This is a genomic window from Pedobacter sp. 05L430, assembly GCF_056397585.1.
On sequence record NZ_JBFTNT010000021.1, the window covers coordinates 19,475 to 36,325 of the forward strand.

Genomic DNA, 16,851 nt, shown 5'->3' on the forward strand with positions numbered 1-16,851 from the left:
AAAGGAAATCAAAATGAAGTATCTAAATAAAAATAAATTTATCCTTTATGTGGCCCTAATTGTGTTCGGCTCGTCTTGTAAAAAAGGATTGGACTATGAAAACACAGGTGCCATAAATCCACAGAATGTATGGACCGATTCCGTCTTAATTAAGGCTTATTTGAACGACGTGTACGGTGGACTTATGCCTAGATGGCCACTTGGTAGCGGAGCCAACGCTGACGAGGGTATCAACGCATCGGGGGGAAACTTAGGTAATTTCCAACAAGGTATAGTCGATGTGGCAGTAAATTTCACTAGTCTGGATTATACTTATATCGACAAAACCAATTATTTTATGGATCAATTGGCAAATGTATCGGAATCGGTGTTAAGTCCAAGTACCAAAAACAGGTTGATAGGCGAGGCCAAATTTTGGCGGGCCTGGACTTATTGGGGAATGGTAAGTTCAGTTGGGGGTGTACCATTGATCTTGCACACTCAGAATGGTAACGACCCAAACTCCTTGAAAGTAGCACGCAGCAAAACGTCGGAATGTGTCACACAAATCATTAAAGATCTGGATGAAGCTGCTCCCGTTTTGCCACCCAATTATACCGGGGCTGACTACGGCAGAATTAACCGCGCTGCCGCACTTGGTTTTAAAGCCAGGGTACTTTTATGGTATGCAAGCCCATTATTTAACCCCACAAACGATCAGAATAGATGGGTAAATGCTTACAATGCGGCTAAAGCTGCAGTGGAGGCTGCAGATGATGCAGGTTTTGGCCTGTTTGAAAACTACAAGTTGATTTGGTATTCGAGGAATAAAGAGCAAATTATGACCAGGCAGTACTACTACCCGGACAGTTACATGAACTTTAACTCCATAAGACCACTTCCATTTACAAATGGAGATACCAATACGGATCAGCCAATACTGCCACTATTGATTGCTTATCCAAAACGGGATGGCAGCCCTATGCAGTTTGATAAAAACCAATTGTCTAATCCAGCTTATAATCAACAGTTTTTAACAGACTTTTATACCAACCGTGATGATCGTTTTTACGCAACTATTTGGTGCGGCGGTACAGTATACCCTACACCCGATGTAAATACGATTGGCATGACAAGCCCAAGATCACATTCTTACTGGCAGGCCTGGACCTGGAAAGCAGCAGCAACACCGAGTACGGTAGTTCCGGCAAGAGATAATTCTTTATTCTCTGGTATTTCTCCACTTGTCCAAAATGGCGATGAAAACGGGGTGTCAGGATTTTTCCAGCGTAAAGGTTTAGACACGCTTTTAGACAGAAATGCCTTAGTGGGTGTAGCTGCTGGTGCTAAAAGTTGGTTTTCGCCAATGCGCTATGCCGAACTGCTCTTAAATCTTGCTGAATGTGCCAATGAAACAGGTCGTACTAATGAGGCATTAACTGCTTTGTATGCTATTCGCCAACGTGCAGGCATCTCTCCTGGTGGAGGCCAGAAGTATGGTRTTACTGTGGCTGGGCAGGCCGATGTCCGTACTACGATCATGAATGAGCGTCAGGTGGAGCTTGCCTTTGAAGGATTTAGATTTAGTGATTTAAGAAGATGGAAACGTTACGATATCCTGAACACGCAATCTACCAGAAGGGGTTTATTCCTGATGCTAAATAAAGGTCAGGCGTTGCCCGGGAATACCGATAATATTATGACCGCTTCAGTAAGATCTAAATTTTCTGCCGTTATTGTAGAAAGCCTTGATAAAACGGCTTCGACTAATCAGACTTACAAGTTGAGTTTGAATCACTGGTTTAATTCTTTAAATCCTGCGCAGATTTCTATTGAACCTGATCAATTGCCGCAAAACAAAGAGTGGGGTGGTTCTTTTGATCCCTTACAGTAGTTTTTTAAACAGTTAATCCACTTAAAAATGGAGATTAGCGCTCCAGTCGTGGTCGGAAGAAATTCTGGCCATGATTTTATATTTTATGTAAAGAATAAGTCAACTTTAGTAAAATAGTAGAATTTAGATATAAAAACACACAACTGAAATAACACATCCATTATGAAACTAAACTYCATAAAATTCGTAATTGCCTTTTTTGTTGCGACAATTCCAATATCGGTTTTTGCGCAATACAATTTTAATACCGATTATTTTAAAATCCAGATCAATAACAAAGGCTTGATCACCAGTATGAAAAACATTACGGTGAAGCCTAATCGCGAATTTAGTCCTTCAGATAAGCCATCGCCGGTGATGAGTTTATATGATAGTAAAAAGAATGTTTACTACCAGCCCACCAGTGCAACCTATACTCAGACCAGCCAGACAATGGTACTTAAGTATCCAAATGGTTCTGTTGCCAAAATTAGTATTGTACCTAAAAAGAAATATTTTAAACTTACGTTGCAATCACTCTCACCACGTAATGGAATTGATGTGATCCAGTGGGGAAACTACCATACCAATATTACCAATCTAATGGGTGAAATTATTGGCGTTGCGCGCGACACCAGCAAAACGGTTAACTATGCAATTGGCATGCTTGCCCTGAACGACAAAACCCTTAGCGGGCTAGCCGAAACTATTGGTGATGCAGCTCCTTTTCAATATATAATACATACACCAGACGCCAAGCGCTTTCCTTTACCTAAAGATCTACACGAAGGACAGATTTTTACACTAGGAGGAGATGGTATTAGTGATGTAGCTTTTTATGCGCACAAAGAACCTTGGTATAGAATTATGTATGGTAATGCAGCCTTGGTAGACAAAAAAGGCCAAATATCTATTGCTTATCAATCAAGAGACAGGTCTGTTGAAAGAGAAATCAATTTTTCACTTATGCCGCTTATGGCCGCCAATAAACCAAACCATATACAGGTGCAACCACTGCCGATAGATTATGTCGGATCATCTGTCGCGTTATGGGGAAGTCCGGATAGCACAGCTTTGTTGGATGTGATTCAAAAAATTGTCTTGGCGGAAAAGCTCCCTCATCCAACTATTAACGGCAAATGGATAAAAGATCCAGCAGCTTTTGTTCCTGATGCCCTTACCAGTGGTAATTTAAATGATAGCATTATCTCTTATACTTCAAGATTGGGTTTTAAAACAATCAGTTTATATGATCAGGGCTTTCTGAAAGCTGATCGCGGTAACAATGGATATATTGACGGAAAGAATTTTGAGAAAAAACCAATAAAATTAACAAGCGGGAATGTTTCGCATAAGGAATTTTCGGATATGGCCGCTAAACATGGTATTACCATAGGCAGAACTCCTATTACAAATTCTTTAGCTCCAGGTACGCTGGATGCTAGTCCAACGCCCAGCGATAGTTTGTGTTATCAGCAAAAGCGCTTACTTGTAAAAAGTATCAGTGCAACTGACACGGTCATTCTTGTTGACGATCCAACGCATCTTGATGAGATTGCCAGTTGGGAGGGTCATTGTGCCGACTTAAATATGATAAAAATTGGTAAAGAACTTATCCATTATATTGGAGTTTCGAAGGATAAACCTTACCGACTTTTAAATGTAAAGAGAGGATACTGGAAGACCACTCCATCAAATCACGCTAACAGAGATACCATTTATAAACTTCAGGTCACGGTTAATTATGGTTACGATGGGCTTATCCCGAATATGCAATTGCAAGACAAAATTGCAGAGCACTTTGCAGAGATTTGTAAGATCAATGGCCTTGCTTATTACGATTTCGATGGACAAGAGTTTTTGTTTAATAATGGACACGGTTACTATTCGACCAAACGCTTCTTTGGAAAAATGTTTGAAAAGGCAAAGCAATTAGGCGTTCCATATATCCGTTTCACAGGCGCTACTTTATCTGAAGGATCCTGGCATTATCAAAGCATTTGGAATGTTGGTGGCGGAAAGAATTTGTACGATGCTGAAACCCGCGAATGGGGCAGCACAACCAGTCAGGGAAAAGACCTTCGTGACGTAACCTATGCTAACTATTTCCCTGTGGGAATGGGCGGTAATTTCCCTATCAATCCCAAATCTAAAGTTGAAGAATATGAACATATACAAGCCATTTCAGTAGGGGTTGGCACAACATACAGTTTAAAAATAAATCAAAAGGATGTTGAAGGCTGTCCTCAAAAAGACGCCATTTTTAAAGCGATAAGAACATGGGAAGATGCGAGAGCGGCCAATGCTTTTCCGATATGGGTAAAAAATCAGCTGTCGGATCCTGCGCTATCATTTCACTTGGAAAGTGTTGATGCCAATAATTGGAATTTATACAAGACTAAAAGAGATGGCTCGAACAAAAAAATGTTTGTAAAGCTAAAAAGAGCTGCAGGGTATTAGTAATCTTGTCGCGGCTCTTTCGATAATTTTTTTGGGAAAATGGTCAATAATCCACCCAGGATTAAGAAATGGCTATCAACATTATTAACCTGGTTAATAATGTTGATAGCCATTTTTTTTTGCGCAATCCGTCAGATATTTTCTGCGGCATACGTATATAATGAAAGAATTTGTCTAGGCTACCATTGATAAAGCTAAGAAAAGAACTTGTAGAGATAAAAATGCAGGTATTTGCGGTTTTTTGCAATGAATAAAGTACATGGATACTTGAAATAGTTTGTTTTTAGCTATTTTTATTAAAATTATTATGGATATTTACTATAAGGATTACTATTATGCAGGTTAATGCGTGTTATGTAAGTTCCTACCAGGCAAAACCAACCAATAAGCATTACAATCGTTAACTAACAGTTTAAATTTTACTAAAATTGGCATTTTATGAAAAGAAAACTACTCTTGTTATTTCTGTGTATAGGATTGTGTATTACACATGTCGCCGCCCAGCAGATAACCGTATCAGGTAAAGTCACCTCGGCAAACGACAATAGCCCACTGCCCGGTGTTTCAGTAAAAATCAAAAACAAGTCCGGTGGATCCAGTACCGATGAATCGGGTAATTATTCCATCAGCGCACAAACCGGGGATGTACTGGTCTTTAGTTTTATTGGTACCATAAGCCAGGAAGTTCAGGTAACAGGAAACAAGGTGATCAATGTAAAGCTGGCTGAGGACAGCAGAATCTTAAATGAGGTTGCGGTTACGGCCTTTGGTGTAAAACAGGAAGTGAGGGGACTGGGCTTTTCTACCCAAAATGTTAAGGCCCAGGATATCGTAGATTCTCAGCAACCCAATATCGTAAATGCATTACAAGGCAAGGTTGCAGGTGTGCAGATCACCAATTCCAGCGGTGCTGCTGGTTCATCTGCCAACATCATGATCAGGGGAGGAAGTTCACTGAGCGGCAGTAACCAGCCCTTGTTTATTTTGGATGGTATTCCTGTAGATAACAGTACTCCCGTTTCTCAGGGTGGTTTGGTGGCTTCAGTGGCTCCAGCTTCAAACCGGGCAATAGACATCAATCCGGAAGATATTGAAACCATCACTGTTTTGAAAGGACCTGCGGCTGCGGCATTATATGGAATCAGGGCAGCTTCAGGAGCAATTGTTATTACCACTAAAAAAGGTTCGGGTGGAGCTGCAAGAATTGTGTATCAGAATAATTTTTCATTTGATCACATCAATAAACTTCCTGAACTTCAATCGCAGTTTAAACAAGGCGAGCAAGGTGCTGCCAATGTAACAGCATTGGGCTCCTGGGGACCAGCCTTTTCTTCAGGGGAACCTATCTATGATAACCTTGGTGCTATTTTTAAAAATGCCTTTGCACAAACACATGATGTTTCGGTAAGTGGCAGCACAGACAATTCCCATTATTATACTTCCGGATCTTTTTTAGAACAGGGATCGATTATTGACAATTCTACCTTTGGGAAAAAATCGTTCAGAATAAATGCAGATACCAAAGTTGGAGAAAAATTAACCGTCGGAGGAAGTGCTAATTATATCCGCACAGACRGGAAGTATCTTTCTCAAGGAAGCTTTAATGGCATTATGGGAGCGCTTTCCTGGCCTCGTAGTCTAGATATGAAAGATTACCTTAATACTGATGGCTCTCAGAAAATTATCAACTCTACGGGGACAGACAATCCTTACTGGACCATAAATAATAAACCTTTTACCAGTAAGGTGAACAGGATAATTGTACAAGGTAACCTGGATTATAATCCCGTTAGCTTTTTAAACTTTACCTATAGGATAGGTACAGACTATTATACTGAGAATTTTAAATCTGTAAGGATGCCGGGAACATTGGAACCCAATGTAATCAAAGGGTCTATTGCACAATCCGTAGCCAATAATCAGATCACTACGTCAACAGCTATTCTGACAGGTAAAAAGAAAATAGGAGCCGACATAAATCTTAGTCTTTCTGTAGGTAACAATATTGAAGTCAGCTCTCTGCAGACTTCTACCTCCAGTGCGCTTAATTTTATTGACCCTACATTTGCCAGTCTTAATAACACCAAGCCTTCTGATAGAACAACTTCAGAAGATTTGAGACGCAGAAGGATATTCAGCTGGTTTGGGGATTTTAATGTGGATTGGAAAGGGATCGCTTATGTGAATTTTAAGGGAAGGAATGACTGGTCGTCTACTTTGCCGGTAAAAGATCAATCGTTCTTTTACCCTTCGTTAAGTGGGGCATTGATTTTGACCGACCTGCTAAAAGAAATGGGAGCCAAATCTGATGACCGTATTTTTTCATACGGTAAAATAAGAGCTGCTTATTCTAATGTGGGTAAGGATGCTTCGCCATATTCACTTACCACCTCATTGGCTACCCTAACAAATGATTTCACTATTAATCCACGAGGGTTTATTATCAACTCTAATAATGCTTTTGGTAACCCGTTGCTGGTTCCTGAATTTACACGTGCCTTTGAAGTAGGGGCAGACCTGAGGTTCATTAAAAGCCGTTTAGGGCTAGATGTAACTTATTATTCAAGCAAGTCTGATAACCAGATTTTGCAGTTGCGTACGCCACCATCTTCAGGCTCTTTTTTAGCAACCCTAAACGGAGGGTCTATACGAAATAAGGGCATAGAGGTGATACTGAATGGAAGACCAATCGTGGGCAATGATTTTAAATGGTCAATAGACATCAACTTTGCGCACAATACCTCTGTTGTTAAGGCATTACCCGCAAAAATTGACAGGATTGAACTGTCTGATGCCTGGGCCGCTTCTAACGTAGCACAGGGAGCTGCTTTTTTAAACGGTAGTTTATTCGGTATAAATGGAAATATCTGGAAACGAAACGCACAGGGACAACTATTGCTGAACAATGCTGGTTATCCACAGGTTCAGACTGCCCTGGCTAATATTGGTGACAGAAATCCTGATTTTACAATGGGAATTACCAATACTTTCAATTATAAGGACTTTATGTTCTCGTTTATGGTCGATGTCCGTTCGGGCGGCCAGGTATTCAATGCAACAGAGAATGCTTTGGTAAGATCGGGCTTGAGCCTGAAAACCCTGGATAGAGGAACTAAGGTGTTTGAGGGAATTATTGAATCAACCGGCGCTCAGAATACAATTGCAGTTCCTTTAAACCAGAATTACTACCAGACCATTTACGCCAACCAGGGTTACGATTTTGTAGAAGATGGGAGCTGGGTAAGACTGAGATATGCTACACTTAGCTATAATATGCCCACAAAGTACCTTGGTAAATTAAAAATCAAAGGACTTTCATTTACCGTAACAGGTCGTAACCTATTATTGATTACAGATTATTCCGGTGTTGATCCGGAAGTTTCGGGTAGTGGTGCAGGAGTAGGGGGAACGGGTTCTTTTGGTTTTGATAATCTGGGTGTTCCAGCTACCAGAGGGTTTGATTTAGGTTTAAAATTAACATTGTAATAAGGAGGACTAATTATGAATACGATATATAAAAAAGGGCTGGTTTGTCTGGTTTTGGTCGCTGCCATTATAGCCCCTTCATGTAAGAAATTTCTGGATGTAAATACAGATCCGAATAACCCCACTAAGGTAACTGCAGCAAACAGACTGGTCGGTGCCATTACCACTTCTAATGGTGCCGCAATGTGGCGAGGAGGCAGAGAGATTGCCGGCTTAACCCAGTATGGTGTAACCAAACTTTTAACGGGAACCAACCTGAATGCAGAGACCTGGCGCTTTACCGCAAGCTATTTTGCCTGGCAAAATACGTATGTGTTTACGATGCCTAATTGTATCGATTTGATCAATCTGGGAGAAGAAGAGGGGAGCCCGTGTTTTGTTGGTGCCGGAAAAACTTTATTGGCGATGAACTTTGGCTTGCTTGCCGATCAGTATGGTGCCATTGTAATTGATGAATTTTATAATGGGAAGACTCAGCTTTCTTTGACACCTAAAATGCAGGATCAGCAAACCGTTTATCAACGGATAGATAAATTGCTGGATGAAGCCATTGTCGCATTTAATAATCCGACAAACAATACAACCTTAAATTCTGCAGCAGGGGACATCATATACCAGGGAAATGTAGATAAATGGAAACGTTTTGCCTGGGCACTTAAAGCCCGGTACCTAAACCATCTTTCTAAAAAAGGAGCGCTTTATAATTCCACAAAGATTATTGAAGCCTGCGGAAATGCGTTTAATGCTGATGGAATGGATGCCGAATTTCCATATCTGGCAGGTGCATTGCCGACCGATGAAAACCCATGGTACAGCTGGGGCGGATTTACCGTGCCGGTGGGCTCTACACCAAATGACAATAGCTATAATCCCAGATACTTCGCATGGAGCCAGTTTTTTGTGAATATGCTTACAACATTGCCTGTCACCAATGCTACTCTTCAGGATCCACGGATCAGCAAGATCATGCAGCCAGCCGTTTCCGACGGCCAGTACAGGGGTCTAAGATCTGGAGGCGGTTTGGTTGGAGGACAAGGTATTTTAGCTAATGGGCAGAATGGTGATGCGACAAAAAAGAACGGTAATGATTATGGGCTTTTTAGCAACAGCGGTTTCTATACCAAGCAAACTTCACCTTATCCCTTCATCACTTACTCTGAAGTGAAATTGATTGAATCGGAAGCTCGATTGAGATCGGGGGATATACCGGGGGCATTGGCTGCCTATGAGGAAGGTGTGAAATCTAACATGCGCAAGCTTGGAGTTACAGGTGCAGATATTAATACCTATTGGACGGCGCAGTTGGCTGACGGCTTGAATGCACATTTTGCGAACCTGACCCAAGGTTTAAGTCATATCATGAGACAGAAATACATTTCATTATGTTTAAATCCTGAAACGTGGGTAGATATGCGCAGATCCGATTTTAGCCAGGCCATATATGGACCTTCACTGGTTAGACCTTTAAACCTAAATACTGTTATATTTGATGCCAATAACCCAACCCAGTGGATTAGAGGGATGGTTTACGAAAGTAATGAACAGACCCGGAACCCTGATAATGTTGGAGATAATTCTGAAAAATATCGATTGCTCACACCACTTTGGTGGGATGCAAATTAATTACATAGCCTGCGCTCCCTAATTCAAAGGGCGCAGGCTATTTCATGATGCGAATAGTCATAAATAACTATTGCAGGTGTTGTGAGGGATTGCTATGTTACCTATGTTGAGTGTATTGATACTGGCTTAGGAAATGAACGAGGCAAAGAATAAGAGAATTGTGATCTGCTGCGACGGCACCTGGAACGAACCCGGCAAAACCGATAAAGGTTTCCGGGTAAAAACCAATGTGCAGAAGACTTTCGAGAGCATCTGTAATATTGGTAAAGACGGTGTAATGCAGCTCAAATATTATACCGACGGGGTGGGCACCTCGGGGAGTAAACTTCGGAGGCTGATTGATGGCGCAACGGGATTTGGACTGGATGAGAATATTCTGAATGCCTATAAGTTTCTGGTCTGGAACTATCTTCCGGGAGATGAGATATACTTTTTCGGTTTCAGTCGCGGTGCTTATACGGCAAGAAGCATTGCAGGCCTGATCCGAAATTGCGGGATCATCAGGAACGATGATCTGACTTTGGCCAAAACAGCATATACACATTACCGTAGCAGGAACGAAGGCTGGGCACCTAGCGGTAAGAAGGCAACGGACTTCAGAAAACAGAACAGCCACGAAACCAATATTAAATTCATTGGAGTTTGGGATACAGTGGGGTCGCTTGGCATCCCGTTTTCAATCTTTAACCTATATAACCATAGAAAATACCGTTTCCATGATACCGACCTTAGTTCGTATGTGGATAATGCTTTTCAGGCCCTGGCTATTGATGAACACCGGATGAGTTTTGAACCGGCCATATGGATTCAGCAGGGAAACTCACTTCAAAAAAATCCGGTACAGATACTTGAACAACGCTGGTTTCCGGGAGTACACTCCAATATAGGAGGGGGTTATCCTGATGCTGGAATAAGTGATATTGCCTTCAGATGGATGGTTAATCATGCAAAAAAGACAGGACTCGCCTTTGATGAAAATATGCTCTCCAGGATTATCCTTGAAGACCCTGAGAATGGGGTATTATATGACTCCCTGGGCTTTTGGTTTAAGTTGCTGCCGAAAGTGAGGCGGGAATTGAGCAGGCTGCCCCAATATTATCAGCGTGTGGACGCTTCTGCATTTTACCGCTGGCATAAAGATGCCGATTACAGACCGGAAAACCTGAATCGCGTGATTGACGAACTGAGCTGCGATGCCGCCGATAGTTATTGGTGCTGAACATCACATGGTTAGAATTTCAGCGGATAATTCATGAACTTAGCCATTTAGTCCATTTCTTATAACGTAAATCTCATTTAATTTAGTTTCTTTAATACTAAGCAATTAATATCAATCCTCTACGTCAGATACCATTCACACCATATGAAACTTATAAGAAAGCATATACTTACAACTCTTCTATTGGCTTGGGCATGTAATTGCTGTGTAGCTCAATTATTGGTTCCGGCTACAAAACCCAATTCAGCACAGCAGGCAATGATTAAAAGGGGCTATGGCATGTTTATCCACTTTGGTATTAATACATTTAACAATACGGAATGGTCTGACGGAACGTTGCCATTAGAGAGTTATAACCCTACAAATCTTGATCCTGATCAGTGGGTGCTCACTGCAAAAAAGGCAGGCTTTCGTTATGTATTGCTGGTCACTAAGCACCATGATGGATTCTGTTTATGGGATAGTAAATATACAGCTTATGATGTGGCGTCATCTCCGGTAAAAATGGATGTTGTAAAAGCAGTATCCGATGCCTGTAAGAAATATGGAATCAAGTTTGCAGTTTATTATTCATTGTGGGATAGGAAAGAACCTTCATATAAGGATAAGGACCCGCAAAAATACATTAACTACATGCTCAACCAGCTAACAGAATTGTTCACCAATTACGGAACAATTGGTGAGTTGTGGCTGGATGGGGGATGGGATAAAAAGCCATCAGACTGGGGTATTGATCAGATTTATAGCTTGGTGAAAAAATACAATCCTGATTGTGCAGTGAGTGTTAACCATACCATTGTAAATGAAGAAGGAAAACGAAATTACACGCCTCCAGCCAACATGACTGAGGATAATAAGTATTTCTTTCAGTACTTCCCTTCTGATTTTCGTTTATGGGATCCGGAATTAGCAGCCAAATCAGATAAGAAACAATACTTGCACGAAGGGAAATCGTATTACCTGCCTTTTGAACATACCATTTGTATCAGTAAACGATTGAATTGGTTTGAAAAATCAGAGCCATTACCAACCCGGGATTTAGATGAATTGGAGGAACTGTTTTACTGGAGTACAGACAATGACAATTGTCTTGTGATGAATGTTCCTCCGGATCAGACCGGACGCATACGTGAATATGTAGCTAATACTGCCATTGGACTGGGTAAACGACTTAATCTATCTTTGAATAAGCCCTTACCTAAAAATGGCAAATTCATTTCAATGAACAAGCCGGTTACAGCAAGTAGCGTTTGGGATGATAAAAACGGGCAATATGCAGGTAATGCTATAAACGACGGGAAAATGAATAGTCGTTGGGCAGCTAAAGATACTCTGGCTATAGTCGAAATGGAGTTAAATCCCTCAGAGTCGTTTAATAAGATCAGTATATTTGAATATYAGGATACAAAGAGATTACCTGATGGCTTTTCTCAGGTAAGAGTATCACGTATACAACAATATAGTATCGATATTATGCAAAATGGGCAATGGAGAACCGTCTACCTTTCCGACGAACCTATGGGAGATTGTAAGGTGATTAGATTGCCATTTAGTTATAATGCAAGCAAGTTGAGACTAAAAGTCCTAAGAGCAGCTGCTCCTCCCTCAATTTATGAATTGAGCGTGATCAATATGCCTGCAAAATAATATTTCTGCTCTTCTTATTAGAACTTATCTTTTTACCCGCTTTCTAATTCGACTCAACGAAGGATTAGTTATACCCAAAAAGGATGAGATATGATATGCAGGAATCCGCTCGATGATATTCGGATGTTCTTCCAATAACCTCAGGTATCGTTCTTCATGTGAGAAAAACATGAATTCCTCGGCGCGTGTTTGTGCATAAGCAAAAAACAATTCCGCCAGCAGCCTGCCGAATTTCAGCCAGTTGTTATTGGATTCATAGAGGCTGCTGAGATCTTTATAGGAAATAAAGACAATTTCAGAATCTTCCATAGCTTCTATGAAGTACCAGCAGGGATTTTGAGAGATAAAACTTCTAAAAGAAACAACGARCTGATTCTCAGAAAAAAAGAAAATATTTTTGTCCGCTTTCGCTTTTGGATCATGGTAATAAATACGGAAAATCCCTTTTATCACTAATCCAAGGTCATTGCAAACCATACTCTGCATATTAAAAAAATCACCTTTATTGATTTTTCGTGGTTTCCAGAATGCCTGACCCTCCTCAATGTCTTTATCTGTCAACGCGGCGAAATCCCGCAGATACTGTGCTATGATCTCGTTTTTTTTAGTCATGATAGTCTTATTAGTAGATGAAGCGTTTCACTGCTATTAATTCTAGCTGGGAAAACAACTCAAATTTAGGTAAATTACATTCCATCGTATTTTAACTTAAGTGAAAAAAACTCATTCTGCTTTTTCCGAAACTTGTAAAAAAAATAAAATGGGATTATCAAATTTAGGCATTTTTCATACCGTAGTCGGTATCATTGCCATCATCGCAGCATTAGCATCTTATGTAAAGCATGGAAAAATAAACCTCGCAAGCAAAAGTGGGAATACGTACTTGGTCGGAACCATAATTACATCCGTAACTGCTTTGGGCTTAAGTAAACATGGAGGATTCAATCCAGGGCACGTATTGTCACTACTTGTACTGGTTCTTGTGGTTGGCGCATTTGTTCTTCACCGGAGAAAAACAGGAAATAATAAAGCCCGGTATTTTGAACAATTTTTCCTTTCGTTCAGCTTTTTTCTCTCTATGATTCCTACAGTAAACGAAACACTTACCCGTGTTCCGTTAAGCGCGCCACTTGCAAATGGGCCTACTGACCCATTGATTGGTAAAACCTTACTGGTTATACTCATTTTGTTTATAGCGGGATCTATATACCAATATAGACAACAAAAGAAAATCAACAAAGGCGCTTAGTTTACAGCACTCTCATTGGGAAGCGGGTTAAAATGGCCTGAAATATGGCCGGCTTATTAGTGGCGAAAAAGCCCAGGGAACCGAAGAAAGTATGATCAAAAGCCCGGCGCTAAACCATAGCGCCATTGTTTGAAACTTTTCGGGATCTGTTAGTTTGCGTTTTGCCCTGGCCGATCCTATGGTGATTACAACAATTGCTATGACCATCATTAGGCTGTGCTCCATCCCAAAAAAACGGATTTCCCTCCGATGAACTGCGTCGTTGAAATTGTGCAAAAAATAATTGACAATGGGGCTGATGAAATAAAGCACAAGACCGAAGATAAGTTGAATATGTGCTATGGTCGCAGTCCAATGTCTTACGGCGTTATCGACTCTGGAGAAACTTCTTTTTGAACTCCAGCCGCTAAAGGCACGGAAAATAGCAAAAAGTAAACTTGCCAATACCAGCCAGCGAACCAGAGAATGTAGTGCTAATACTGTTGAGTACATTTTATGTTATTGATCATTATTTGTTGGCGGAGCTAAGGTAAAACAAAAGTATATTGTACAGTGATCATTCTAAAATGTTTAGAATGAATTGCTAAAAAAAGATGTATTGAGTAGTTTGCAAAAAAAAATAGCCATCTGCCGGGTAAACCCCAGCCAGCACAAATTAATATACGATCATGAAAAAAATTATCCTTGTTTTATTCTTGGCTGTTTTAAGTAACACAACAATCAAAGCACAGTCGCTTCTACCTTTTGCCGATGGAGATCGAGTCGCCTTTTTGGGGAATAGCATTACCGAGGCCGGATACTACGGATCCAATATTTGGCTGTATTACATGACACGTTTTCCGGAACGGAAGATTTCAGTAATTAATGTTGGGATAGGAGGCGATGTTGTAGGGCAAATGAACGAACGCTTTGAGCAGGATGTATTGCCGAAAAAGCCGAATATTGTGGTCCTTACCTTTGGAATGAACGATAGCGGCTATTCTGAGTTTAATGAAACAAATGCCGACGAAACAGCAAAACAGCGTGTAGCAAAATCACAGCAGAATTTCGTTCTGCTTGCAGATAAATTGAAGGCTCAATCCAAGATCAAACCTGTGATGATGTCCTCGTCGCCTTATGACGAGACCATGGAAAACAAAAACAATTATTTCAAGGGCAAAAGTAAGGCCATGGAGCAGGTTATCGCCTTTCAGCAAGAAGCCGCAAAAAAAAACGGGTGGGCTTATGTAGATCTGTTTCATCCCATGACCGAAATCAACGTAAGGGAACAAAAGAAAAAGCCTGATTTTACCATTACAGGGCCAGATCGTATCCATCCAGGTAGGGGTGGACATCTGGTGATGGCAGCATTATTTCTTAAAAGTCAGGGTCTGTCCGGTAAACCCGTGGCAAGTGTTCACATCGACACAAAGAATGGACTTGTTGAGGCAGAGAATGCAAAGGTTAACATTAAGAAAAAAAGTGAGCAGGGATTAAGTTTCAACTATTTTGCCAGTGCATTACCTTTTCCAATAGATTCTGTTAATGGTGTATGGGAAAATCCACAAACACAGGCAGATGTATTGGCCGTATATCCTTTTATCATGGAGTTCAATCAGGAAAATTTAAAAGTCGAAAATCTGGAAAATGGAAATTATGACCTGATGATTGATGGTAAGAAAATAAGGACATTTAGTGCTGATGCGTTTGCAAAGGGCATCAACATGGCTTTGTTGAGCAATACGCCACAATACCAGCAAGCGGTTTCGATCATGTATCTTAACGACTTAAGGTTGGAACTGGAGAAAAAAATTAGGGAGTACTATTGGTTGCATTTTAACTATTTCAAAGCACAAAATATGTTATTTGATGATTCGCAGCAGGCATTTGATAAAGTAGCCGAAAAAGCTAAGACCGACTGGTTTGTGAGAAGTAAGATGGGAACTTATCAAACTGCCCGTTTTCCGGAAGTGAGGGCAATGTGGGAAGATAATATCAAACAATTAACCGAGAGGATTTACCAGATCAATAAGCCAAAATCGCATCTTGTGGAAATTGTGCAGTTGAAATGAGGAAATTGAAATCGTTTACGACAAAGCCACCCATTGGGTGGCTTTGTCAGGAGAATTGCCCCGAAAATAAAATTGCTTAATTCATTGATCTTGCCGCATCACGTAATGCCTTAATTGCATCATGGGCAGACTTAATCTCTGAGGCCTGGTTGCTAACCGTTTCTAATGCTGTGCCGCTAAGGTCACCATTTTCTAATGCCACTTTGTAGGCTGCTTTTATCGCATCTTCTCCACGCTCTGCCTCAGAAAGTATGCTGGCACGATCACTGCCACCAAAGAGTGATTTTACATCGATCCAGGCACGATGTAGGGTGCCTGCAACGCTATTGCCTGTTTCCACATCTTCACCATATCCTGCGACAATCGCAGTCAATTCCTGACTGAATTTACGGCTCTGGCTGCTGTACTCCTGAAATAAGGCTTTCAAATCCACATTTTCATCTTTAATGTCTGCGATAGCTTTTTCAAATCCCGCGATGCGGTCGTTGTTGATCTCTGTGAGATCGTTTAATACTGATACTGATTTTGTGCTCATGGTAAATGGTTTTAGGGTGGTAGAACAACTGAAAACGCAGGCGGTTTTAAATAAAAAAATAAAAACACGTGTTTCCGTTATTGTGAGGCACACAGTAAATTTTTTTAAAAAGTACTTTGTAATACAAAGTTATTTATTTACCTTCATATTTGAATAATTTGAAAAATCTTAACCATTATCAATCATGAAAAACAAAGCAGGTAAAATTAGCGGGTTTATCTTAGGGGCAGCAGGCTTCCTTTTGATGTTTAAAATGATCTTTCTTAGAAATATTGCTCCATCAGATGAGCTGGCACCGGGAGTTGTAGTTATTACTGCGGTATTAACTGGAGTATTATTTGCCTTTATAGGCTCATTAGTTCAAAACTATCTTGTTAAGAAGAGCACCTGAGTGCATTATCATTCTTTGTTATATCTTAATTGGATAACAGATTACAAAGGAATCTTTTTTAACAGCGGAATGATATTTTCTAATGACTTTTGGAGCATAGCTTCCTGTTTTTTTTGACCTGATGATCCTAAAATAAAATCTGTAATCCAGTTGCTGACTTTATAGATATCTATGGTAAGTTTGGTTTCCTTGTCTGCCACTTTTGTCAGCGTGAAGTAAGTCACCTGTTCTCCTTTTTCATCCGTTTCGCTAAATTCAATCTTATCATCCGAATAGGAGTAACTGCTCGAATAGTAAAGTGTTTTTCCGTTGGTAAATGTCCACCTGCTCTTCATACC

At 40.5% G+C, this 16,851-nt stretch carries 13 protein-coding genes; 9 read left to right on the forward strand and 4 right to left on the reverse strand.

Annotation, left to right across the window (positions count from 1 at the left end):
* Window positions 1-13: 13 nt before the first annotated feature.
* The 6 genes from AC1DG9_RS06440 (at window position 14) to AC1DG9_RS06465 (ending at window position 12,287) form a co-directional block, all read left to right on the forward strand.
* A complete protein-coding gene (locus AC1DG9_RS06440; RefSeq protein WP_477634421.1) occupies window positions 14-1,873 on the forward strand; it encodes a RagB/SusD family nutrient uptake outer membrane protein in 1,860 nt (619 codons plus the stop codon).
* Window positions 1,874-2,035: 162 nt separating this feature from the next.
* Window positions 2,036-4,312 carry a hypothetical protein gene (locus AC1DG9_RS06445; RefSeq protein WP_477634422.1) on the forward strand — a complete coding sequence of 759 codons (2,277 nt, stop codon included), beginning with the start codon at window positions 2,036-2,038 and terminating at the stop codon, window positions 4,310-4,312.
* Between the two features lie 438 nt (window positions 4,313-4,750).
* Window positions 4,751-7,798: a SusC/RagA family TonB-linked outer membrane protein gene (locus AC1DG9_RS06450; protein ID WP_477634423.1), complete on the forward strand. Its 3,048-nt coding sequence runs from the start codon at window positions 4,751-4,753 to the stop codon at window positions 7,796-7,798.
* A gap of 15 nt (window positions 7,799-7,813) precedes the next feature.
* Entirely contained in the window at window positions 7,814-9,421 is a 1,608-nt protein-coding gene (locus tag AC1DG9_RS06455) for a SusD/RagB family nutrient-binding outer membrane lipoprotein (RefSeq protein WP_337716745.1), read from the forward strand.
* A 133-nt stretch (window positions 9,422-9,554) separates the two neighbouring features.
* Entirely contained in the window at window positions 9,555-10,640 is a 1,086-nt protein-coding gene (locus AC1DG9_RS06460; protein WP_052334029.1) for a DUF2235 domain-containing protein, read from the forward strand.
* Between the two features lie 144 nt (window positions 10,641-10,784).
* A complete protein-coding gene (locus AC1DG9_RS06465) occupies window positions 10,785-12,287 on the forward strand; it encodes an alpha-L-fucosidase (RefSeq protein WP_477634424.1) in 1,503 nt (500 codons plus the stop codon).
* A 24-nt stretch (window positions 12,288-12,311) separates the two neighbouring features.
* Here the strand turns inward: AC1DG9_RS06465 and AC1DG9_RS06470 are convergent, their stop codons facing one another.
* Window positions 12,312-12,899: a Crp/Fnr family transcriptional regulator gene (locus AC1DG9_RS06470; RefSeq protein ID WP_477634425.1), complete on the reverse strand. Its 588-nt coding sequence runs from the start codon at window positions 12,897-12,899 to the stop codon at window positions 12,312-12,314.
* A gap of 148 nt (window positions 12,900-13,047) precedes the next feature.
* Between AC1DG9_RS06470 and AC1DG9_RS06475 the strand changes: the two genes are divergently transcribed.
* Window positions 13,048-13,536, forward strand: coding sequence for a hypothetical protein (locus tag AC1DG9_RS06475; protein ID WP_337716749.1), 489 nt, complete (start codon window positions 13,048-13,050; stop codon window positions 13,534-13,536).
* 27 nt (window positions 13,537-13,563) lie between these two features.
* Here AC1DG9_RS06475 and AC1DG9_RS06480 read toward each other — a convergent pair whose 3' ends face one another.
* A complete protein-coding gene (locus tag AC1DG9_RS06480) occupies window positions 13,564-14,028 on the reverse strand; it encodes a hypothetical protein (protein WP_337716751.1) in 465 nt (154 codons plus the stop codon).
* Window positions 14,029-14,204: 176 nt separating this feature from the next.
* Here AC1DG9_RS06480 and AC1DG9_RS06485 point away from each other — a divergent pair, with 176 nt between their 5' ends.
* Window positions 14,205-15,587 carry an SGNH/GDSL hydrolase family protein gene (locus AC1DG9_RS06485; protein WP_337716753.1) on the forward strand — a complete coding sequence of 461 codons (1,383 nt, stop codon included), beginning with the start codon at window positions 14,205-14,207 and terminating at the stop codon, window positions 15,585-15,587.
* A 76-nt stretch (window positions 15,588-15,663) separates the two neighbouring features.
* Here AC1DG9_RS06485 and AC1DG9_RS06490 read toward each other — a convergent pair whose 3' ends face one another.
* Window positions 15,664-16,122 carry a ferritin-like domain-containing protein gene (locus AC1DG9_RS06490; RefSeq protein WP_048903225.1) on the reverse strand — a complete coding sequence of 153 codons (459 nt, stop codon included), beginning with the start codon at window positions 16,120-16,122 and terminating at the stop codon, window positions 15,664-15,666.
* Between the two features lie 184 nt (window positions 16,123-16,306).
* Here AC1DG9_RS06490 and AC1DG9_RS06495 point away from each other — a divergent pair, with 184 nt between their 5' ends.
* Window positions 16,307-16,513: a hypothetical protein gene (locus tag AC1DG9_RS06495; protein WP_337716755.1), complete on the forward strand. Its 207-nt coding sequence runs from the start codon at window positions 16,307-16,309 to the stop codon at window positions 16,511-16,513.
* A gap of 41 nt (window positions 16,514-16,554) precedes the next feature.
* Here AC1DG9_RS06495 and AC1DG9_RS06500 read toward each other — a convergent pair.
* Window positions 16,555-16,851 (reverse strand): hypothetical protein (locus AC1DG9_RS06500; protein WP_477634426.1); only part of this gene is annotated, 297 nt, incomplete at its 5' end.